20 protein-coding genes are annotated in these 18,914 nt (G+C 67.8%); 14 read left to right on the top strand and 6 right to left on the bottom strand.

Going from position 1 to position 18,914, the window contains the following annotated elements:
- The first annotated feature begins 54 nt into the window (after positions 1 to 54).
- Positions 55 to 1,047, top strand: a complete 993-nt coding sequence (locus tag MX571_RS05335; RefSeq protein ID WP_247414551.1) for a radical SAM protein — start codon at positions 55 to 57, stop codon at positions 1,045 to 1,047.
- Here the strand turns inward: MX571_RS05335 and MX571_RS05330 are convergent.
- Positions 1,008 to 1,964, bottom strand: coding sequence for a DUF7537 family lipoprotein (locus MX571_RS05330; RefSeq protein WP_247414550.1), 957 nt, complete (start codon positions 1,962 to 1,964; stop codon positions 1,008 to 1,010). The two genes, MX571_RS05335 and MX571_RS05330, sit on opposite strands and share 40 nt — an antisense overlap.
- 167 nt (positions 1,965 to 2,131) lie before the next feature.
- Here MX571_RS05330 and MX571_RS05325 point away from each other — a divergent pair, with 167 nt between their 5' ends.
- Both MX571_RS05325 and MX571_RS05320 read left to right on the top strand, forming a co-directional pair.
- A complete protein-coding gene (locus MX571_RS05325; RefSeq protein ID WP_247414549.1) occupies positions 2,132 to 2,377 on the top strand; it encodes a DUF8593 domain-containing protein in 246 nt (81 codons plus the stop codon).
- Complete coding sequence (locus tag MX571_RS05320; protein WP_247414548.1) at positions 2,377 to 2,628, top strand: hypothetical protein; 252 nt, start codon at positions 2,377 to 2,379, stop codon at positions 2,626 to 2,628. The genes MX571_RS05325 and MX571_RS05320 overlap by 1 nt, the downstream gene beginning before the upstream one ends.
- Positions 2,629 to 2,682: 54 nt before the next feature.
- On the opposite strand, the gene MX571_RS05315 is transcribed toward MX571_RS05320, so the two are convergent.
- Positions 2,683 to 4,719 carry a DEAD/DEAH box helicase gene (locus MX571_RS05315; RefSeq protein WP_247414547.1) on the bottom strand — a complete coding sequence of 679 codons (2,037 nt, stop codon included), beginning with the start codon at positions 4,717 to 4,719 and terminating at the stop codon, positions 2,683 to 2,685.
- A gap of 137 nt (positions 4,720 to 4,856) precedes the next feature.
- Here MX571_RS05315 and MX571_RS05310 point away from each other — a divergent pair, with 137 nt between their 5' ends.
- Together MX571_RS05310 and MX571_RS05305 are read left to right on the top strand one after the other, a co-directional pair.
- Positions 4,857 to 5,093 carry a hypothetical protein gene (locus MX571_RS05310; RefSeq protein ID WP_247414546.1) on the top strand — a complete coding sequence of 79 codons (237 nt, stop codon included), beginning with the start codon at positions 4,857 to 4,859 and terminating at the stop codon, positions 5,091 to 5,093.
- Positions 5,090 to 5,443 (top strand): type II toxin-antitoxin system PemK/MazF family toxin, encoded by a 354-nt coding sequence (locus MX571_RS05305; RefSeq protein WP_247414545.1) that lies wholly within the window; start codon positions 5,090 to 5,092, stop codon positions 5,441 to 5,443. The genes MX571_RS05310 and MX571_RS05305 overlap by 4 nt, the downstream gene beginning before the upstream one ends.
- 2 nt (positions 5,444 to 5,445) lie before the next feature.
- Here the strand turns inward: MX571_RS05305 and MX571_RS05300 are convergent, their stop codons facing one another.
- Positions 5,446 to 5,874, bottom strand: a complete 429-nt coding sequence (locus MX571_RS05300) for a cupin domain-containing protein (protein ID WP_247414544.1) — start codon at positions 5,872 to 5,874, stop codon at positions 5,446 to 5,448.
- Between the two features lie 75 nt (positions 5,875 to 5,949).
- Here MX571_RS05300 and MX571_RS05295 point away from each other — a divergent pair, with 75 nt between their 5' ends.
- On the top strand, positions 5,950 to 6,687 hold the full coding sequence (locus MX571_RS05295) for an SDR family NAD(P)-dependent oxidoreductase (protein ID WP_247414543.1): 738 nt from the start codon (positions 5,950 to 5,952) through the stop codon (positions 6,685 to 6,687).
- A gap of 143 nt (positions 6,688 to 6,830) precedes the next feature.
- Complete coding sequence (locus tag MX571_RS05290) at positions 6,831 to 8,189, top strand: site-2 protease family protein (protein ID WP_247414542.1); 1,359 nt, start codon at positions 6,831 to 6,833, stop codon at positions 8,187 to 8,189.
- A gap of 48 nt (positions 8,190 to 8,237) precedes the next feature.
- Here the strand turns inward: MX571_RS05290 and MX571_RS05285 are convergent, their stop codons facing one another.
- The 3 genes from MX571_RS05285 to ppc all read right to left on the bottom strand — a co-directional run bounded on the left by MX571_RS05285 (position 8,238) and on the right by ppc (position 12,234).
- Positions 8,238 to 8,957 carry a competence/damage-inducible protein A gene (locus tag MX571_RS05285; RefSeq protein ID WP_247414541.1) on the bottom strand — a complete coding sequence of 240 codons (720 nt, stop codon included), beginning with the start codon at positions 8,955 to 8,957 and terminating at the stop codon, positions 8,238 to 8,240.
- Positions 8,958 to 9,166: 209 nt separating this feature from the next.
- Positions 9,167 to 9,295 carry a hypothetical protein gene (locus MX571_RS22325; RefSeq protein WP_282594461.1) on the bottom strand — a complete coding sequence of 43 codons (129 nt, stop codon included), beginning with the start codon at positions 9,293 to 9,295 and terminating at the stop codon, positions 9,167 to 9,169.
- 227 nt (positions 9,296 to 9,522) lie between these two features.
- Entirely contained in the window at positions 9,523 to 12,234 is a 2,712-nt protein-coding gene (gene ppc, locus MX571_RS05280) for a phosphoenolpyruvate carboxylase (RefSeq protein ID WP_247414540.1), read from the bottom strand.
- A 170-nt stretch (positions 12,235 to 12,404) separates the two neighbouring features.
- Between ppc and MX571_RS05275 the strand changes: the two genes are divergently transcribed.
- The 7 genes from MX571_RS05275 to MX571_RS05245 all read left to right on the top strand — a co-directional run bounded on the left by MX571_RS05275 (position 12,405) and on the right by MX571_RS05245 (position 18,903).
- Positions 12,405 to 13,181: an SDR family NAD(P)-dependent oxidoreductase gene (locus tag MX571_RS05275; RefSeq protein WP_247414539.1), complete on the top strand. Its 777-nt coding sequence runs from the start codon at positions 12,405 to 12,407 to the stop codon at positions 13,179 to 13,181.
- 95 nt (positions 13,182 to 13,276) lie between these two features.
- Entirely contained in the window at positions 13,277 to 13,927 is a 651-nt protein-coding gene (locus MX571_RS05270; protein ID WP_247414538.1) for a helix-turn-helix domain-containing protein, read from the top strand.
- Between the two features lie 78 nt (positions 13,928 to 14,005).
- Positions 14,006 to 15,715: an AMP-binding protein gene (locus tag MX571_RS05265; RefSeq protein WP_247414537.1), complete on the top strand. Its 1,710-nt coding sequence runs from the start codon at positions 14,006 to 14,008 to the stop codon at positions 15,713 to 15,715.
- Positions 15,716 to 16,023: 308 nt separating this feature from the next.
- Positions 16,024 to 16,476, top strand: coding sequence for a DUF7344 domain-containing protein (locus MX571_RS05260; protein ID WP_247414536.1), 453 nt, complete (start codon positions 16,024 to 16,026; stop codon positions 16,474 to 16,476).
- 25 nt (positions 16,477 to 16,501) lie between these two features.
- The gene (locus MX571_RS05255) at positions 16,502 to 16,819 is read left to right on the top strand and encodes a HalOD1 output domain-containing protein (RefSeq protein WP_247414535.1); all 318 of its coding nucleotides are present in this window, start codon (positions 16,502 to 16,504) and stop codon (positions 16,817 to 16,819) included.
- Between the two features lie 301 nt (positions 16,820 to 17,120).
- Complete coding sequence (locus tag MX571_RS05250; protein ID WP_247414534.1) at positions 17,121 to 17,693, top strand: SCP2 sterol-binding domain-containing protein; 573 nt, start codon at positions 17,121 to 17,123, stop codon at positions 17,691 to 17,693.
- A 1-nt stretch (position 17,694) separates the two neighbouring features.
- Positions 17,695 to 18,903: an acyl-CoA dehydrogenase family protein gene (locus MX571_RS05245; RefSeq protein WP_247414533.1), complete on the top strand. Its 1,209-nt coding sequence runs from the start codon at positions 17,695 to 17,697 to the stop codon at positions 18,901 to 18,903.
- Positions 18,904 to 18,914: the final 11 nt, after the last annotated feature.

Raw genomic sequence — 18,914 nt, 5'->3', positions numbered from 1 at the left:
CCGCCCCTCGGAACGCACCGCTTTTCCCGCTCGGGGCCGGAGTCGTGGACAGATATGCTGTCGAAGGGCTGTGAACAGTGCGCGAAAGGCGGCAAGATGGTTCTGTTCGTCTACGGCTACTGCGACCAGCGCGACTGTTTCTACTGCCCGCTGGGTGAGAACCGCAAGAACGTCACTCAGACCTACGCCAACGAGCGTCCCGTCGAGTCCGACGAGGACGTCATCACGGAGGCCAAGCGGATGAGCGCGCTCGGCACCTCCATCACGGGCGGCGAACCCCAGGAGGCGATGGAGAAGACCTGTCGCTACCTCCGCCTCCTCAAAGACGAGTTCGGCGAGGACCACCACACGCACCTCTACACGGGAATCACGGGCGGCCGCGAGAACATGCGTCGCCTCTCGGAGGCGGGTCTCGACGAGATTCGCTTCCACCCGCCCTACGAGCAGTGGGGTGACCTCCACGGCACCGAGTGGGAGGACATCCTCTACGTCGCCCGCGAGGAGGGGCTGACGCCCGCGTTCGAGATTCCGGGTATCCGCGGCGAGACGGAGTTCCTCGACTTCCTCGACGAGGGCGCGGCCGACTTCTGCAACGTCAACGAGTTCGAGATGTCCGACGGGAACTACGAGCGGATGCAGGAGGAGGGGTTCGAACTCCGCGAGGACCACATGAGCGCCGTCGCGGGCTCTCACGGCGTGCTGGAGGAGATGGGCGACCACCCGAAGGTGTACTTCTGTACGAGCGTGTTCAAGGACGCCGCCCAGCACCGCTCGCGGCTGAAGCGGATGGCCGAGAACATCCGTCGCGAGTTCGACGAGGTGACCGACGACGGGACCCTCGTCTACGGGAAGACGTGGCTCACCGAGGCCGAACTGGAGGCGCTCGGCGTCCCCGAGGAGTTCTACGTCGTCAAGCAGGACCACGTCGAACTGGCGTGGTGGCTGCTCGAAGAGATGGTCGACGACGGCGACGCCGAGAAGGGCGAGATCGTCGAGCAGTACCCCACCTACGACGGGACGGTCGTGGAACGGACGCCGCTGGCGTAGACCCCGGAAACTGTCGGAGATGGAGCAAGGCTCACACCGAGCAGCGGCTCTCGAACGGCCGGCGCTGTCGGCGACCCGTTCGTGGCGTTCGAGTACCACGAGGGGCGGTCGACGGTCGTCGTCCCGACCTCCAGGAACCGTACCGTCCGGACCACGGTGACCGAGGACTCTCCGCGGTCGGCGGTGTACGACAGCCTGAACCACGTGACGAGGCCCTGTGGTGTCGCGGTCGCGTCGAACGTGACGTTCCGGGCGTTCTCGCCCGCGAGGCCGACCAGGGCGTCGGGGTCGGTTATCTCCGTCGAGACGAGGCGGTACTGCGTCGTCTTCGACTCCCCCTCGACCGGGGCGACGCTGAAGTTCATCGCGTGGAGGGCGAGCGCGAGCGTCGAACCGGCGGTGAGGTCGGAGAGCAGCACCGACCCGGTGACGATTCCCGCGTCGCGGGGGCCGCTACTGTACCGGACCGTGTCGTTGCGGACCTCGCGCCGGACCGTCGTCGTCCCGGCGATGTACTGCTCGGTCCGCCCGGCGAGGCCGACCTGGCGGACCAGGGGGCCGGTAGCTCTGCGGTCGACGAGCAACTGGCGACGGTCGGCGCTGACGAGTCCACGCGTGGACACCTCCGACCGGAACCGCCCGTCCTCGGCGTAGGTGACCGCGCCGCGCAGGGTCGTGAACGACTGCCCACGGAGCGCCGCGGTGTGCGCGCCCACGAGCGCCGTCGGGGCGACCACCCCCTCCGCGGTCAGGCCGGGCGCGAGACGCTGGCTGCGGTCGGAGGTCGGCGTCGCACCGTCGGGGACCGGGGCTGGCGTCACCGTACTCGCCACCGGACCCGACCCGCCCGGCCCACCGGTCCCACAGCCCGCGAGGACGAGGAGGCAGGCGAGGGCGACCGCGAGTGCCGTGCGCATGGGTGCCGTTGGCACGAGTCCGCCAAATGGTTACTGCCCCGTTCGAAACCGTCCCCGGCGTCCGCTCGTCGGCGTTCGCCGGTGGCGTGAGCGACGGACCCCCACTTCAACACCAGTCGAATGCAGGCTGAGTCGGGAAACCCGCAGGTCGTGTGCACGAGGACGCAATGTCGACCAGAACCGACATCGGCGACGACGACGAGGGGAAGAAAGTGATCGGCCCGAACGGTGAGGAGGTCGGCCGCATCAAGACCGTCGAGCACGGGACGGCCTACGTGGACCCGGACCCGGGCCTGACGGACACCGTGATGTCGAAACTCGGCTGGGGCGACCGAGACGACGACACCTACCCGCTGCAGGAGGCCTCCGTCAGCCAGATCACGGACGACGAGGTCCACCTGCGCGGACTCTGATGGACCTCGACGTCGGAACCGCGCGGGTCGTCTACGAGACGCCCGACGGCGTCGAGCGGACCGAAGTCGACAACGAACACGTCGCGTTCGTCGACGAGCACTGGGTGATCGTCCGGCCGAACATCGACGACGACGAGGGGACGGTCACGCGTATCCCTCGCGACCGGGTGTACGCCGTCGAGCGCTCGACCAGCGAGGTCGAGGCGAAGGCGAAGTCGCTGCTGGACGAAGCGACGTCGAAACTCGGTTGACCGGCGGACGACGACGAAGCGTCACCGGCGAACCGCCGAGCGGTGACGGACCGCTCAGCGACCCTCGTTTTCGAGCAGTTCCAGGTCGCCGACGATGTCGTACGGGTCGTCACCGCTCCGGATGCCTTCGAGCATCACGAACGCACGTTTCGGCGACAGGAAGTGCCGACAGACGACTTGGCCGAGGGGCGTCGGCGTCGCCCCCTCGATGAAGCCGTACTCCAGCAGCCGACCGAGCGCGTGCTTCGTCGGGAGCTGGCCGATCATCCGGTCGTTGAGCCGCTTCGCGCCGTTGCCCGCGACGACGATGTTGGCGAGCGTCTCCTCGACGGCCGCCCCCTCGTCGTAGGGGGTGGCGACGGACTCCATCTCGCCCTTCAGGAGCTTGAACGCCACCTCGTCCTCGCTCATCTCCATCGAGTTGTGGTAGACGCCGTCCGGTTCGACGAGGACGTACACCGTCCCTTTGTCGTGGAAGTCCGGCCGCCCCGCCCGGCCGAGCATCTGGTGGAACTCCTGGACGGTGAGCCACTCGATGCCCATCGCCAGCGAGTCGAAGATGACCTGCGAGGCGGGGAAGTCGACACCCGCGGCGAGCGCCGCCGTCGTCACGACGGCCGAGAGGTCCTGGTTCGCGAACATGCGCTCGACCTTCTTCCGGCGGCCGTAGTCGAGGCCCGCGTGGTACGGCGCGCTGTCGTACTGGATGCGCCGCGATATCTCGTGACAGCGCCGCCGCGAGTTGGTGAAGATGATGGTCTGGCCGCGGAACCCCTTCGACGACTTCTCGTCGAACGCGCGCTTGACGAGTTTGTTCTCGATGTCGACCTTCTCCTGTGCCTCGGCGAAGGTGACGTGACGCTCGATGGGCACCGGCCGCTCCTCGAACTCGACGAGCGTCGCTTCGAGACCTCTCGCCAGTTCCTTCGGGTTACCGACGGTCGCCGAGAGGTACACCCACTGCGTGTCGTCGTCGTTGACGCGGGTGTACTCCTTCAGCCGCGAGATGAGGCCGTCGAGGCGGTGGCCGCGCTCCTCCTCGCCGAGCGTGTGGACCTCGTCGATGACGACGGTGGCGATGTCGCCGAGGTCCTTGCCCGTCCGCAGGGCGTGGTCGATACCCTCGTAGGTGCCGACGATGACGTCCGCCTTCGGGTCGAAGCGGTTGCCGTCGTCCCGGATTCTGGACGCGCCGACGCGGATGGTGACGTTCGCGAGGTGGCCGTACTTCTCCTCGAACTGCTCGTGTTTCTGGTTGGCGAGCGCCACCAGCGGTACCAGAAACAGCATCTTCCCCTCGCCCTCCAGCACGCGGTTCAGACCCGTCAGCTCCCCGACGAGCGTCTTGCCGGTCGCCGTCGCGCTGACGACCAGCTGGTCCTGGCCGTCGAGCAGGCCGTTCTCGACCGAGAGGCTCTGGACCGGGAGCAGCGTGTCGAACCGGTCGGTGACCAGCGACTTGAGGTTCGGGTGGAGGTCCAGCGAGTCGGTCGGGACGGGGTCGACGTCCTCGACGGTCGCCGAGATCTCGTCGAACTTCGTCAGGTCGGGGTCGAGTCGCCCCTTCAGGAGGTTCGCGATGCGTTCGAGGTCCTGCACCTCCAGCAGGAGCGCTTCGAGGCGGTCTCTCGCGCCCGACTGGAGGTTGCGGTAGTTCATCTCCCGCTCCAGTTCCTTCTTCGCACAGGAGGGGCAGATGTGTTCGTCGTCAGCCTTGATGGCCGTCTCGCTCGTCAGCGGCGAGTAGCGACCCGCGTTCGCGCAGTACCGACAGGTCCGGACGACCTTCGCCTCCAGCTGGTAGCCCGACAGCATCTCGCGGAGGCGCTCGCGCTTCTCGGGGCTGGTCTGCTCGGAGATGCGGATGCGCTCGGCCCGACGGGCGAGTTCGACGAACTGGTCGGGCGAGCGGAGGTCCTCGTCGGTGTCCTTCTTGACCCGCAGGCGGGCCGGTCGCGGCCCCGCCGCGGTGTCCTTCAGTTCGAGGATACCGTGGAGCACTCGCTGGCCGTCGGTGCGAACGGCGACCGTGAAGTCGTCCTTCCGCTCGTGGAGGAACAGCGTATCGACCTGAGCGACCTGCTGGGACACGTCTGGGCGCGAGTAGTTCGTCTGGCTACTTGACCTGCCCGATAGCAAGAGTAGCAGTACGTGCAGACGTGACCGTCAGCGTGTGTGGGTAATCGTGGGCAGCGTTTATCTCTCTGTGGGTAATAGTGGGTACCACCATGGATGTCGACGAGACGGATCTGCGAACCAACCGGACAGACGACCGCGGTCGCATCTATCTCGGGACAGAGTACGCGAACAAGCGGGTGACAGTCGCCGTCGTCGACGTCGACTCTGACCGACCAGACGAGGACGAGTTGGCATCGGCGTATCGGGATGCGTCGGACCGTGCTGCCGAACTCGCCGACGAGTGGGACGAAGCGTCGTCCGAAGCGTGGTCGGAACTCGACGAATGAGCGGCCGCCCGGAGATACGACGAGGAGACGTCGTCATCGTCCGTCTCGACCCCGCCGAGGGCCACGAGATGAAGAAGACGCGACCGGCGGTTGTCGTCCAGAACGACGTCGGGAACCGGAACGCGAGTACCACTATCGTCGCACCGGCGACGGGGACGCATCGCGGCTATCCGTTCGAGGTCCTCGTCGAAGCGGACGACTCACCGTTCGAGAAGGACTCGTCGGTTCGACTCGACCAGATACGGGTCGTCTCCATCGAGAAGCGGATTCACTCGGTCGTCGGTCGCCTGGATTCGGCGACGATGGCCGAGGTGGACGACGCGCTCAAACTGAGCCTCGGACTCGACTGACGCTACTCCTCGACGAGTTCGATTGTGTCGTCGCCGTTGGGCACCGCGCAGATGAACGCCCCCTCGCCGTCGCCGTCGTTGCGGTACCAGTGGACGACGCCCGCCGGGACGAACAGCGAGTCGCCCGCGCGGACGACGTGTTCCTCCTCGCCGAGTCCGACGACGTACTCGCCGGACAGCACGTACTGCTCGTGTTCGACCTCGTTGGTGTGTGGCGGGACCTCCGCGCCGGGGTCGAGCGTGAACCGGCGGATGGCGAGGTTCGGCGCGCCGTCGTCCGGGCCGACGAGGACGCCCTTCGACATCCCCTCGGCCGCACCGACCTCCTCGTAGTCGACCTGTTCGGCGCGACGGACGAGCGGCCGTGGGGCGTCGGTAGCGTCGGTGGCGTCGGTGGACTGTCCCGATGCAGAGTCCTCGTTCGTGGTCATACTCGACGGGTCGGTGGGCGCGGTGATAATCGTTGGCGACAGAACGCGTATCAACGGGTGGTACCACCAGCAAGTATGACAGTGCTCGTCACTGGCGGGAGTCGAGGAATCGGGCGAGCGACCGCGCTGACGTTCGCGGCGGCGGGCGAGGACGTGGTCGTGAACTACCGGCGGGACGCCGACGCGGCGGAGCGGACCGTCGCGGAGTGCGAGGAGTACGGCGTCGAGGCGGTCAGCGTGGAGGCGGACGTCTGCGACCCGGTGGCCGTCGAGGCGATGGTCGAGGGCAGCGTCGACCGCTTCGGCGCGTTACGGGCCGTCGTCTCGAACGCCGGCATCGTCCGGCCCTCGCGGCTGACCGAGACGACCGACGAGGACTGGCGGACCGTCCTCGACGTGAACCTCACCGGCGCGTTCTACGTCGCACGGGCCGCCGCACCGTACCTGCAGGAGTCGGCGGGTGACCTCGTGTTCGTCTCCAGCATCGGCGGCACGGCTGGCACCGTCGACGCGAGTTACGCCGCGAGCAAGGCGGGTCTCCACGGGCTGACCCGAGCGCTCGCCCGCGAACTCGGCCCCGACGGCGTGCAGGTCAACGCCGTCGCTCCCGGCCCGGTGCAGACCGACCTCAACGACGACATCGTCGCGTACCTCGAAGCACAGGGGTTCCACGGCCACGAGAACGTCGACACGCACCTGCCGGAGTACGCCTGCACGCCCGAGACGGTGGCCGACGCCATCGCCTTCCTCGTCGGCAACGACTACGTCCACGGCGAGGTGCTGGCGCTCAACGGCGGGATGCAGTTCCGGTGAGCCGGTGAGTCGGTGGGTCAGTCAGTCGGAGAGTCGGTGAGTCGGAGCAGCCCCGAGTGCGAGAGACGCCCCAGTCGGCTCCAGACCGTCCCGAGGGCGGTCCGGCGCGGCTACTTATTACCGTCCGGACCCGACCTAGCGGTATGCGAAGCTTCCGTATCGGGAGCGTCTTCGGCATCCCTATCCAGCTGGACCTGACGTTCCTCCTGGTGTTGCCGCTGTTCGCCTACCTCATCGGCGCACAGACCGGCCTCTGGGTCGACACGCTCGGTCAGGTGTTCGGCACCACCATCTCGCTCGGATCGCTCGGCGAGGGGGTCTCCCCGTACCTCCTCGGTCTCGCAGCGGCCATCGGCCTGTTCGCGAGCGTCCTCCTCCACGAACTCGGACACTCGGTGGTCGCCATGCGCTACGGCTACCCCATCGAGTCAATCACGCTGTGGCTGTTCGGCGGCATCGCCAGCTTCCGCGAGATGCCCGAGAACTGGAAGCAGGAACTCGCCATCGCCATCGCCGGTCCCGTCGTCAGCGTCCTCGTCGGTGTCGTCTGCTACCTGGGCGTCTTCGTCCTCCCGGCCGACCCCGGCGCTGCGGGCAGCGCGTTCGTCTTCGTCGTCGGCTACCTCGCCATCACGAACGTCGCGCTCGCGGTGTTCAACCTCCTGCCGGGGTTCCCGATGGACGGTGGGCGCGTCCTCCGCGCGCTGCTCGCCCGGAACCGCCCGTACGCTCGCGCGACCCAGATAGCGGCGGAGGTGGGCAAACTGTTCGCCATCGTCCTCGGCCTGGGTGGGCTGTTCCTCCTCAACAACATCTTCCTCGCGGGCGTCGCCCTGTTCATCTACATCGGGGCGTCCTCGGAGGCCCAGCAGACGGTGATGAAGGCGGCGTTCGAGGGCGTCCGCGTCCGCGACGTGATGACGCCGGCCGACCGCGTCAGCGTCGTCCAGGCGACGGACTCCGTCGCGACGCTCCTCGACAAGATGTTCACCGAGCGCCACACCGGCTACCCCGTCGTCCGCGACGGGCAGGTCGTCGGCCTGGTGACGCTCGAAGACGCCCGGTCGGTCCGCGAGGTCGAACGCGACGCCTACCGCGTCGAGGAGGTGATGACCACCGACCTCGTCACCATCGGTCCCGACGAGGAGGCGATGACGGCGCTCACCCAGATGCAGTCGAACAGGGTCGGCCGTCTGCTCGTCGTCCGGTCGGTCGGTCCCGACGCCGGCGGCCTCAGCACCGACGACGGCTCGCTGGTCGGCCTCATCACCCGGACTGACCTGATGACGGCGCTCAACGTCATCCAGACCACCGGGTCGGAGGGTGCGCGAGCGGTCCGACAGACGGGACCGGAACCACCCGGCGAGACCGGTGACGGAGGGACGACCGACCGGCGCGACCAGGGACCCAGCGAGCGGCGAACCACCGACTCGTCGCGGTCGGACCCGGACCGCTTCTCCGACCGGCAGACCGACGGCGGCGACGACGACCGGTCGTACTGACCGGGAGTCGGCCCCGCTTTCGTCGGCCGAACTGACACGGTATCTGGCTCAGTCGTCCAGAATCGTCACGTGCTCGCGGAGCCACGTCTCCGCCTCGTCGAGCGACGCCTCGTCCTCGGCGGTCACCTTGATGCGGTTCGGCGTCTCCCCGCGCGAGGGGTACGACCCGAGCGACACGTCCGGGAGTTCCCCGTGGGCGTCCTGCAGCATCGGCGTCACCTCGCCCTCGACCATCGACGTCTCGAACGTCCGGGTGACGCGCTCGCCCGAGAACTCCTCCTCGAACTGGTCGAACATCGCCTTCATCTCGCGGGGGATGCCCGGGACGACGTAGACGTTCTCGCAGACGCAGCCCGGTGAGAGACCGTTCGTGTTCAGAAGCGGGCGCGCACCCTCCGGTATCGACGCGTGGCGTTCGATGTCCAGGTCGATGTCCGGGTACTCCTCGCGGGCGGCCTCGGCCTTCCGCTCGACGTCCTCGTAGGCCGCCTCGTCGACGACGAGCGGTCGGTCGAACGCGGCCGCGACGCCGTCCATCGTCACGTCGTCGGGCGTCCCGCCGAGCCCGCCGGTCACGACGACGGCGTCGAACTGGTCGGAGAAGGAACTGACGTAGTCGGCGAGCACCGACACCTCGTCCGGGACGACGGCGATACGTTCGAGCGTGACGCCGCGGTCCGCGAGTTGCTTGGCGATCCACGTCGCGTTCGTGTTCTCGATGTCACCGGCCAGCAGTTCGTCGCCGACGGTGAGCAGCGCGGCGTCCATACCCGTCGAAGGGGCGTCCCCCCGATGAGGCTTGCTCCACCGGAACCGAGGGGGTCCCTAGAGCAGTCGCCGCAGTGCACGCAGCGGGAACGTAATGATGGCGATGACGAGGCTGATCGCTTCCTGGATGATCGAGCGGATGGCTCCGAGCATACCCGGCGCGACGCGAGAGCGTACTGTGTCCGTGTGGCCTGCGGACGCAAGTCACCTCACGACTTCGCCTGGGAGACGTTGCGTTCGTACTGGGGGACGACCGCCCAGTAGTACATCAACCCGGCGTACGCGGCGATACAGAGCCACGTCAACCCGACCGTCACGAGTGGTTCACTTAGTGCCATGGTGAGACGTTCCGTCGCCGGGGCCTGTGCGTGGCCGCTACAGATTGAGCGACAGCCACCGGCCGCGGCTACGATGATAGATAGTCTTCTTTTGATGACTATCAGTATGTTGGCCATACCGGTAGTACACGTCTCCGAGAGTCGCGGACAGCGTGCCGCCGTGCCCGAAAGGCGGCGAGCGACCGTCGAGGGCGACCGCGGGCCACGAGACGATGACGAGACGACGGTCAGCCCGTGTTCTTCATCCCGGCCGCGATGCCCTTGACCGTGAGTCGGAGGGTGCGGTCCTCCGTGGGCGTGCGGTGGGTCCGGGAGAGCAGCGACATCTGGAGGTAGTTCAGCGGGTCGACGTACGGGTTGCGCCGGTCGAGGTTCTCCTCCAGCCAGTCCCGGTCGAGGAGGCGCTCTCGGCCCGTCACCTCCAGGACGAGTTCGCAGGCGCGCTCGTACTCCTCGCAGATACGGGGGAAGACGGCGGCGCTGAGTTCGTCGTCGGCCAGGTCGGCGTACCCCGCCGCGATTTCGAGGTCGGTCCGGGCCAGCGACAGCGCCGCGTTGTCGAGCATGGTCCCGAAGAACGGCCACTCCTCGTACATCTCGCGGAGCGTCTCGAGGTCGCCGCCGTCGTCGAGGTAGGCGTCGAGCCCCGACGCCAGCGAGAACCAGCCGGGGATGATACACCGCGCCTGCGTCCACGAGAACACCCACGGGATGGCCCGCAGGTCCTCGACGGAGCGCTCGCCCGACCGCGAGGCGGGGCGGGAGCCGAGGTTGAGGTCCTCGATGACGGTGATGGGCGTCGCCTGCTCGAAGAACGCGACGAACCCGTCCGTGTTCAGCAGGTCGTGGTACGCCTCGCGGGCGGCCGGGGCGGCCGTCTCCATCGCGTCTCGCCACTCGCTCCGAATCCGAACCCGGTCGCCGTCGAGCGCCCGGTAGCGCGCTCGAATCTGGGCGTTCAGCATCTGTTCGAGGTTCCGACTCGCGATGTGGGGGTTGGCGTACTTCTCGGCGATTGCCTCGCCCTGTTCGGTGAACTTCACCTGCCCCGTCACCGTCGATGCGGGCAGCGCGAGCAGCGCGTCGTTCATCGGGCCGCCGCCACGGGAGATGGAGCCACCGCGCCCGTGGAACAGTCTGAGGTTGACGTCGTAGTCCTCGCAGATGGCCGCGAGGCGCTTCTGGTTCGTGTGGAGCGACCACTGCGCGGCGAGGTAGCCGTTCTCCTTGTTCGAGTCGGAGTAGCCGAGCATGATCTCCTGCGTGCCGTTTCGGGCCTCGACGGCCGCGGCGTACGCCTCGTTCTCGTACAGCGTCCCCATGATGCGCCGGGCACCCGAGAGCGCGTACTCCGTCTCCAGCAGCGGCACGACGTCGATGCCGCAGTAACCCGGCAGGTCCGCGATACCCGCCTGGTCGGCGAGGAACAGCACTTCGAGGACGTGGCTCGGCTCCTCGCACATCGAGATGGCGTACGTGTCGATGGCGTCGACGCCGTACTCGCGGTGCCACTCGGCGGTGGAGTCGAACAGGTCGAGCACCTTCGTCGCCGTCTCGGAGCACTCGCCGCTCGCCACGAGTTCGGCCACGTCGACGACGGGATCGTCTTCGAGGATGGCCTCGGTCAGCAGGTCCACGCGCTCGTCCTCGTCGAGCGCCTCGTAGTCGATGCCCTCCCGGTCGAGGGCTTCGGTGACCGCCAGCGTGTGGTTCTCCTGGTGGTCGCGCAGGTCGAGGCTGGCCAGCGAGAAGCCGAACGTCGACACGCGACGACGGAGCGGGTCGACGTGCGCCGCCGCGACGGACTCGGCTCCGTTCTCGCGCAGGTCCGTGGCGAGGGCGTCGAGGTCACCGAGCAGGCCGTCGCTGTCCTCGTAGCCGCCCGGCCGGACGCCGTCCACCCGGACGACGCGCTCGCGCATCAGTTTCAGGAGCTGTCGGTACGGTTCGTCCGCGTAGCGCTCCTCGGCGGCCTCGGCGACACCGGGCAGCGCCTCGGCGTGGTGGGCCAGTCGCTCCCTCACCCCCTCGCCGACGGTGATACGGGTGGCGTCCTGGCTCACGACGCCCGAGAGGCGCTTCAGTTCCTGGCGATACCGGGCGAGAACGACCGAGCGCTGTCGGTCCAGCGTCTCCTCGGTGATGTCGGGGGTGACGTGGGGGTTGCCGTCCCGGTCGCTGCCCGCCCACGAGCGGAACTCGAACAGCTTCGGCACGTCGACGTCGCCGTACGCCTCGCCGAGTTCCGTCTCCAGTTCGTCGTACACCTCGCCGACCACGTCGAACAGCGTGTTCTTCAGGTACCACTGGACGTTCAGCGCCTCGTCGGTCACCTCGGGGCGGCGCTTGCGGACCTGCGGCGTCTGCCAGAGGCTCGTCACCTCCGCCTCCAGCGACCGGTCGACGCGCCCCCGCTCGTCGTCGGTGAGGCGTCGTTCGTCGAGCGTCTCGACGTGGCCCGCGATGGAGCGGAGCTTCGCCTTCACCGTCTTCCGGCGCGCCTCCGTCGGGTGGGCGGTGAACGTCGGCTCGATGAGCACGTCGTCGAGCACCGACTGGACCGTCTCGGCGTCCGCGTCGTCGGCGACGAGCGAGTCGACGGCCGCGGCGACGCTGTCGGCGAGCGTGTCGGCCTGCGTCCCGCGGCGGACCGCACGTACCCGCTCGCGCTCCTCGGCGAGGTTGATCAGTTCGAAGTAGGTGGTGAACGCCCGCGCCACCTCGTCGGCTCGCGTCGGGTTGCAGCCCGCGAGTGCCGCCTCCATCGCGGCGCGCGAGTCGGCGTCGCCACGGCGGTAGGCGATGGCCGCCTGCCGGACGGACTCGACGGTGTCGAACGCGCCCTCCGTAGAGAGGTCCGCGATGACCTCGCCGAGGAGCGCGCCCAGTTCCCGGACATCCTGGTTCACGTCCCTGCTATGTAATCGCGTATCACTCATCCTACGCGGACGAGCGAGCTACAGCGACAAAAGGGTACTCGGTTTCGAGTTGGATTTTGTGGCGGTCGATGATGGGGATACCGGGTCGAACTGCCTCGCCGATTCGGTATAAGCCACCTCGCATTCGGCGTCCAACGACCTTGCCCGTCCGCGCCCTGCTTCCGACCGAGATGGACTTCGGACTGAGCGACAAGACGGCGCTCGTCACCGGCGGCGGGGGCCGCATCGGGAGCGAGGACTGCGAGGTACTGGCCGAGGAGGGCGCGGAGGTCGTCGTCCTCGACGTGGACGAGGACCAGGCCCAGGAGACCGCGGACGGCATCGAGGAGGACGGCGGGACGGCCCACGCCGTCGTCTGCGACATCACCGACCGCGACGCCGTCGCCGACACCGTCGAGGGCATCCGCGAGGAGACGGGCGGCGTGGACATCCTCGTCAACAACGCGGGGATGGTCGACGCCCGCGCCCGGATGGAGGACTTCGAGGCCGACATCTGGGACCGCGACGTCTCCATCAACCTGACCGGCTCGTACAACGTCACGCGCGAGGTGTTCCCGGCGATGTGCGACCGCGGCTGGGGCCGGGTCATCAACATGTCCTCGATGGCCGGCTGGCAGGGCGGGTTCGGGCAGGCCTCTTACGCCGCGACGAAAGCCGCACTCATCGGCTTCGGCAAGACGCTCGCGCTGGAGGGCGCACAGGACGGCGTCACCGCGAACATCATCGCGCCGAGCATCGTCGTGGGCGCGCTGGCGGACCTGCCCATCGACCAGCTCGAACAGGTCGACGAGCACTTCGCGCGCATCGCGAAGGCGACGCCGATGCGCCAGCTGGGCACCGAGGGCGACGTGGCGAACCTCGTCGCGTACCTCTCCTCGGAGCAGGCGAGCTACATCACCGGCCAGGTCGTCGGCGTCACGGGCGGTATCGACCTGTTCAGTTTCTGATTCGGCCGTTCGGAGTGTGACTCCCCCCGTCGAACGTTCATCGTTCCCGACCAGTAGAGAAGCGGCTATTGTGTCGACCGTTACATAGCCGTACCATGCGCTACTTCAGGGCGGTCGTCATCCCGGACGACGAGGGGCTCCACCCCATCGACCGGGCGTTCGCGCGCGCACCAGACGTCACCCGCCAGTTGCTCCACAACGTCAACCTCCTCGAAGACGGCACCGCGATGACGATGTACCAGCTCTCGGGCGACGTCGATACCATCCGCGACATCTGCGACTCGCCGGACGTCTACGAGTACCACCTCGCGGAGGGACCCGACAGCGTCACGCTGTACGCGCACTTCGAACCGACCGAGACCATCGCGGAGCTGCTCTCGCTGTTCCAGCACCACCAGCTCATCCTCGACACGCCGCTGGAGTACACCGAACGCGGCGGCCTGCGCGTCCTCGTCATCGGCACCGAGGAGACCATCCGTTCCATCATGCCCGAGATACCCGACGAGGTGACACTGAAGCTCGAACGACTCGGCGACTACGAACCCGAAGCCGACCGCCTCTACTCGATGCTGACGCCGCGTCAGCAGGAGACGCTGCAGGCCGCGCTGGAGGTCGGCTACTACCAGGTCCCCCGCGAGGCGACCCACGAGGACATCGCCCGAGAACTCGGGCTGACGGGCGGGACGGTCGGCGAACACCTGCGGAAGATCGAGGCGACGGTGCTGTCGGCCATCACGCCGCGATAGCCGGGCCCGGTCCCGTGATAAACCGCCTCGCATGACCGAAGGAACGCCCATGGCCGAGTGTTTGCTAGTTCGCTACATATGAGCGACGCGAAGTCACCCGACACGAGGGACGCAGAGCGCCCCTGGCTCGCGGAGTACGAGCGGTACGGCGTGCCCGAGAGCCTCGAACCGTACCCCGACCAGCCGGCCCACCAGTTCCTGTACGACGCGGCCGAGAAGTACCCCGAGCAGGGCATCGCGCAGTCGGGGACGAAGCTGACCTACCCGGAGCTCGTCACACAGGTCGAGAAACTGGCGACCGCGCTCCACGCGATGGGCGTCGAGCAGGGCGACCGCGTGGCGACGGTGCTCCCCACCTCGATACAGTTCGTCGTCGCCACGAACGCCATCTCGCGACTCGGCGCGACCCACATCCCGAACGACTTCCTCGACGCGACCGACGACCTGGTCTACCGACTGGAGCAGGGCGACCCGGACGTCCTCATCGGTCACGACGAGCACCGCGACCTGCTGGAGACGCTCCGCGAGGAGCTCGACCTCGACTCGCTGGTCCTCACCAGCCTCGACGACTACTCGGCGTCCATCCCCGACCACGACGGCGACCGCGAACCGGACGTGGAGTGGCTGCCCGACCTCATCGCGAGCCACGACGCCGACCCGCCCGACGTGTCGTTCGACCCGGCCGAGGACGTCCACACGCTCCTGTTCACGGGCGGGACGACCGGCCTCCCGAAGGGCTGTCTGCTCACCCACCGGAACCTCGTCGCGAACGCGCTCCAGGCGACGGCCGCCCAGTCGCGGCTCACCGACCTGATGCGCGGCGAGGCGGCGGGCGTGATGGCGCTCCCGATGTACCACGCCTACGGCTACTCGGTGACGCACAGCCTCGTCGAACTCGGGCTGGACCTCGTCCTCGTCCCGGACGCGCGGGACACCGACCTCCTCACGCGACAGATCGGCGAGTACGAACCGATGGTCGTCCTCGGCGTCCCGACGCAGTTCATGGACATCGTCGACGAGGAACTCGACCACAGCGTCATCGGCATCTCCGGGTCCGCGCCGCTGGCCTCCGAGACGCAGGACCGCTTCGGCGAGCGCAGCGGTGGCGGCGGCCTCTCGCAGGGGTACGGCCTCTCGGAGATGTCCCCCATCACGCACTTCAACGTCGCGGGTATCTCGAAGGCGCTGTCGGGGCGCGACCCCGACGACGAGGGGTTCGACCAGCCGACCATCGGCGTCCCGGTGCCCGACACCGAGGTGAAACTCGTCGACGTGGACACCGGCGACCCCATCCCCATCGGCGAGGCCGTCGCGGAGGAGCGGGAGGGCGAACTGTGGCTGAACGGCCCCCAGCGGATGGCGGGCTACCTCGACGCCGACGACCCGTTCGACGAGGACGGGTTCGTCGCCACCGGCGACGTGGCGAAGGTCGACCCGCGCGGGCGGTTCTACATCGTCGACCGCGTGAAGAACATGGTCAACGTCTCGGGGCTGAAGGTGTACACCGAGGAGGTCGACGACGTGCTCCACGACATGCCCGAGATTCGCCGGGCGGCCACCATCGGCGTCCCGGACCCCGACCGGCCGGGCAGCGAGCAGGTCGTCATCTACGTCCAACCGGAGCGCGGTACCGACATCGACGGAGAGGACGTCCGGGAGCACCTCGACGACGAGGTGCCACGCCACGCGATGCCGGAGGCGGTGGCGCTCGTCGAGGAGATCCCGCTGACGGACATCGGCAAGGTCGACAAGAAGGAACTGCGCGAGGGCTGGGACGAGGAGGAGTGAGCGGTGGGACGGCAGCGCGGCGTGAGGAGACACCGACGGTGCCGGGAGAGGCTGAACGGCGCGACGTAGACCTGGAGGCGCGGAGTCCGGGTGGCCGCGGGACTCTGGGTCGTCGCGGGACTCCAGACAGGACCGAGCGGTGCAGCAGGAGCGCAGCCCCACGGTTGACGCGAACCCCAGCGGAACGTGCGCCGCGCCGTGACAGCGAAAGTGGAACTAGCTGAAGCGGCACGTACAGCCTCCAGAGTATCTCTGTGGCGTCTGTAGCTCGGGGAACGGTTATGGAAAGTCGCCCGGAAGTCACCCACATGGGGAAAGGGACCGACCACGAGGAACTGACGACGACCGGGGAGGTCGGAGAACCGACGAGCGAGCGGATTCCTCCGGCGGAGGTGCTGGACCTCGATTACGTGTACGACGCGCTAGCGCACCCCCGACGGCGGTATCTCTGCTACACGCTCCTCGAAGACACGGAGTGGTCGCTGACCGACCTCGCGACGAAGGTCGCAGCGTGGGAGACGGATATCCCGGAGGAGGCGGTCGACGACCACCTGCGCGAACGGGTGTACGTCTCGCTGTACCACGCGCAGGTGCCGAAGCTAGCGGAGCAGGGGGTCGTCGAATTCGACGAGGCGCGCGAGACGATATCGGCTGGAGCGAACGCGAACAGTGTGTTGACGGCGCTCCGCTCGGTCAGCACGGTTCTCGACGCGAGTCAGGAGGACCACGCACGGGGGAACACGAATGACGAAGAGCCATAACCGGAGACCTGCCGACGACGAACCGATGACGGACGCAACGGACGACTGGACGCAGGTCGTACAACACCACTACGACCCGACGGGCGACGGGGAACTGACGACCGCGATCCTGTTCGCCGTCGCCGACGCCCGGAACGTCTCGCCGAACGAGATTGACACGCCACCGCTGTACGAGTGGATCGACGCGGCGGCGCTCGAAGAGACGTTCTTCGGGACGGAAGTCGAGGACGCCAGGCGGGGTATCGGGACCGTCGAGTTCCGGTACGTCGAGTTCCTCGTGAAGGTCAGGAGCGACGGCTGGATACAGGTGTTCGAGGCGGGCGGTGGCACCTCGCCGCCGTAGACGGAGGCGCGCAGGGGCGAGACAGCGTCCGCGTTGCCCATCAGGGCGACCATCGCAGCAGGACGAGGCGACCATCGCGCCAGTCGGGACGGGAGCGAGTGCACGTCGACCGCCGCGATCACACGCCGACCGAAGCGAGAGAGAACGCGGCGGAGAGCGTGGTGAGCGAACCGTCAGCGACGGCGTCGGGCGCTCGGAACGTATAAACACCCTGTGATTCGACGGACTGGACCGATGGAGATGGCTGCCATACGTTCTCGTACGACCCGGTCGCGGCGGTCGCGGCCGGGGACACCCGACCATGACCGACGACCAACTCGTGGCACGAATCGAGGAATCGTTCGAGAAAGACGACGACGAACTGGAGGAGGAGCTCCCGGAGCTGCTCGACGAGATCGACGGGCAGACCGACGAACTCGCGCGCGAGAACCCGGAGCTCGTCGCGAAGATCCTCGGCCGGATGCAGGAGATGGACATCGCCTCGTTCGTCTCCGACAACCCCGAGACCGCAGACCAGTTCCAGGACCTGCTCTGGTCCGGCGTGCGCGTGCTCGCCGAGAACGACGACGAGGTGAGCGACCAGATCGACGAGACAATCACGGTGAACTTCGAGGCCGACGACTGCCCGATGACCGGTCACCTGGAGACGAACGAGACGGAGGGGACCGTCACGGGCGGTGCGGGCCACCTCGACGACCCGGACCTCACCATCACCGGTCCGGCCGACACGCTCGTCGGCCTCATCACGGGCGGCGTCGACCCCATCCAGGGGTTCATGCAGCAGAAGTACGAGATGGACGGCCCCGTCAACAAGGGGACCAAGCTCGCACCCATCATGAACTCGCTGTCGGAGAAGGCGACGGCACCCCAGTGAGATGCAACTGACAGCCGACCAGCAGGCGTTCCGCGAGGACCTGCGTGGCTACCTGCAGGAGGAGGTCGAACCCGTCGTCGACGAACTCGACGCGAACGGCCCGCTCGACCGCGACGAACTGATGGGGTTCATCCGCGACCTGCGGGACCTCGGCATCGGGTTCGACCCCGAGACGGCCCCGGAGTTCTTCGGCGACGTCTGGCGGTTCATGCTCACCGCCGAGGAGATCAGCCGCGTCTGGCCGAGCCTCAACGTCGGCCTGCTGATGTCGTTCCCGTCGGTATTCGTCCGGTTCGCCGCCGAGGAGACCCGCGAGGCGATGCTGCCGAAACTGGAGACGGGCGAGTGTCTCGGCAGCCTCGCGGTGACCGAACCCAGCGGCGGGAGCGACACCGCCCGCCCGCGGACGACGGCCCGGAAGGAGGGCGACGAGTTCGTCATCAACGGCCAGAAGACGTGGGTCGGTAACGCCCACTACGCCGACGTGGTGATGGTCGTCGCCGAGGACGAGGAGGCCGGCGCACAGGACATGTTCCTCGTCGACCGGGAGAACTCCTCGTTCGAAACGGAGGAACTCGACAAGATGGGCTGGAAGGGCGTCTCGAACGCCCGCATCACGTTCGACGAGGTGCGCATCCCGGAGGGCAACCGCTTCTCGACGATGTTCAGCAACGCCATCGCCGAGGGCCACGACATGAACGACGTCGTCCCGTTCCCCGAGAGCGTGACGCAGCTGTTCTTCGAGCAGAAGCCGCTCAACGCGACGTTCTCGTTCATGCGGACGGGGATGTCGTTCATGTCGGTCGGCATCATGCAGGCCGCCTTCGACGAGGCGCTCGACCACGCCACCGACCGCGAGACGTTCGGCAAGCCCATCGGTCAGCACCAGCTCGTCCAGGAGAAGCTGTACGACATGCGGATGGGCCTGGAGACGAGCCGACAGCTGTCGCGGCGGGCCGCCGAGGCCCTGGAGGCGGGCTCGGAGGACGCCCGCCTCCTGTCGTCGATGGCGAAGGGGTACACCAGCGAGACGGCCGTCGACGTCACCTCCGACGCCATCCAGGTGTTCGGCGGCGAGGGCCTGAAGACGGAGAACCGACTCGAACGCTACTTCAGGGACGCCAGAGTGATGCCGATACCGGACGGAACGACCGAGATACAGAAGCTCGTCGTGGGCAAGGAGCTCACGGACATGAGCGCGTACTCGTAAGCAGGGGACTC

This window comes from Halomarina salina, assembly GCF_023074835.1.
GTDB lineage: Archaea > Halobacteriota > Halobacteria > Halobacteriales > Haloarculaceae > Halomarina > Halomarina salina.
The sequence above is the reverse complement of the archived record's forward strand: the minus strand, read 5'-3'. Positions and strand labels throughout refer to the sequence as shown.

Bases quoted from the DNA above. Each gene is read 5' to 3' on its own strand.
- MX571_RS05275 (WP_247414539.1), top strand. From the start codon at position 12,405: ATGGACTTCGGACTGAGCGACAAGACGGCGCTCGTCACCGGCGGCGGG.
- MX571_RS05270 (WP_247414538.1), top strand. From the start codon at position 13,277: ATGCGCTACTTCAGGGCGGTCGTCATCCCGGACGACGAGGGGCTCCAC.
- MX571_RS05325 (WP_247414549.1), top strand. From the start codon at position 2,132: ATGTCGACCAGAACCGACATCGGCGACGACGACGAGGGGAAGAAAGTG.
- MX571_RS22325 (WP_282594461.1), bottom strand. From the start codon at position 9,295: ATGGCACTAAGTGAACCACTCGTGACGGTCGGGTTGACGTGGCTCTGT.
- ppc (WP_247414540.1), bottom strand. From the start codon at position 12,234: ATGAGTGATACGCGATTACATAGCAGGGACGTGAACCAGGATGTCCGG.
- MX571_RS05265 (WP_247414537.1), top strand. From the start codon at position 14,006: ATGAGCGACGCGAAGTCACCCGACACGAGGGACGCAGAGCGCCCCTGG.
- MX571_RS05250 (WP_247414534.1), top strand. From the start codon at position 17,121: ATGACCGACGACCAACTCGTGGCACGAATCGAGGAATCGTTCGAGAAA.
- MX571_RS05320 (WP_247414548.1), top strand. From the start codon at position 2,377: ATGGACCTCGACGTCGGAACCGCGCGGGTCGTCTACGAGACGCCCGAC.
- MX571_RS05260 (WP_247414536.1), top strand. From the start codon at position 16,024: ATGGGGAAAGGGACCGACCACGAGGAACTGACGACGACCGGGGAGGTC.
- MX571_RS05305 (WP_247414545.1), top strand. From the start codon at position 5,090: ATGAGCGGCCGCCCGGAGATACGACGAGGAGACGTCGTCATCGTCCGT.
- MX571_RS05290 (WP_247414542.1), top strand. From the start codon at position 6,831: ATGCGAAGCTTCCGTATCGGGAGCGTCTTCGGCATCCCTATCCAGCTG.
- MX571_RS05295 (WP_247414543.1), top strand. From the start codon at position 5,950: ATGACAGTGCTCGTCACTGGCGGGAGTCGAGGAATCGGGCGAGCGACC.
- MX571_RS05245 (WP_247414533.1), top strand. From the start codon at position 17,695: ATGCAACTGACAGCCGACCAGCAGGCGTTCCGCGAGGACCTGCGTGGC.
- MX571_RS05255 (WP_247414535.1), top strand. From the start codon at position 16,502: ATGACGGACGCAACGGACGACTGGACGCAGGTCGTACAACACCACTAC.
- MX571_RS05335 (WP_247414551.1), top strand. From the start codon at position 55: ATGCTGTCGAAGGGCTGTGAACAGTGCGCGAAAGGCGGCAAGATGGTT.
- MX571_RS05285 (WP_247414541.1), bottom strand. From the start codon at position 8,957: ATGGACGCCGCGCTGCTCACCGTCGGCGACGAACTGCTGGCCGGTGAC.
- MX571_RS05330 (WP_247414550.1), bottom strand. From the start codon at position 1,964: ATGCGCACGGCACTCGCGGTCGCCCTCGCCTGCCTCCTCGTCCTCGCG.
- MX571_RS05310 (WP_247414546.1), top strand. From the start codon at position 4,857: ATGGATGTCGACGAGACGGATCTGCGAACCAACCGGACAGACGACCGC.
- MX571_RS05300 (WP_247414544.1), bottom strand. From the start codon at position 5,874: ATGACCACGAACGAGGACTCTGCATCGGGACAGTCCACCGACGCCACC.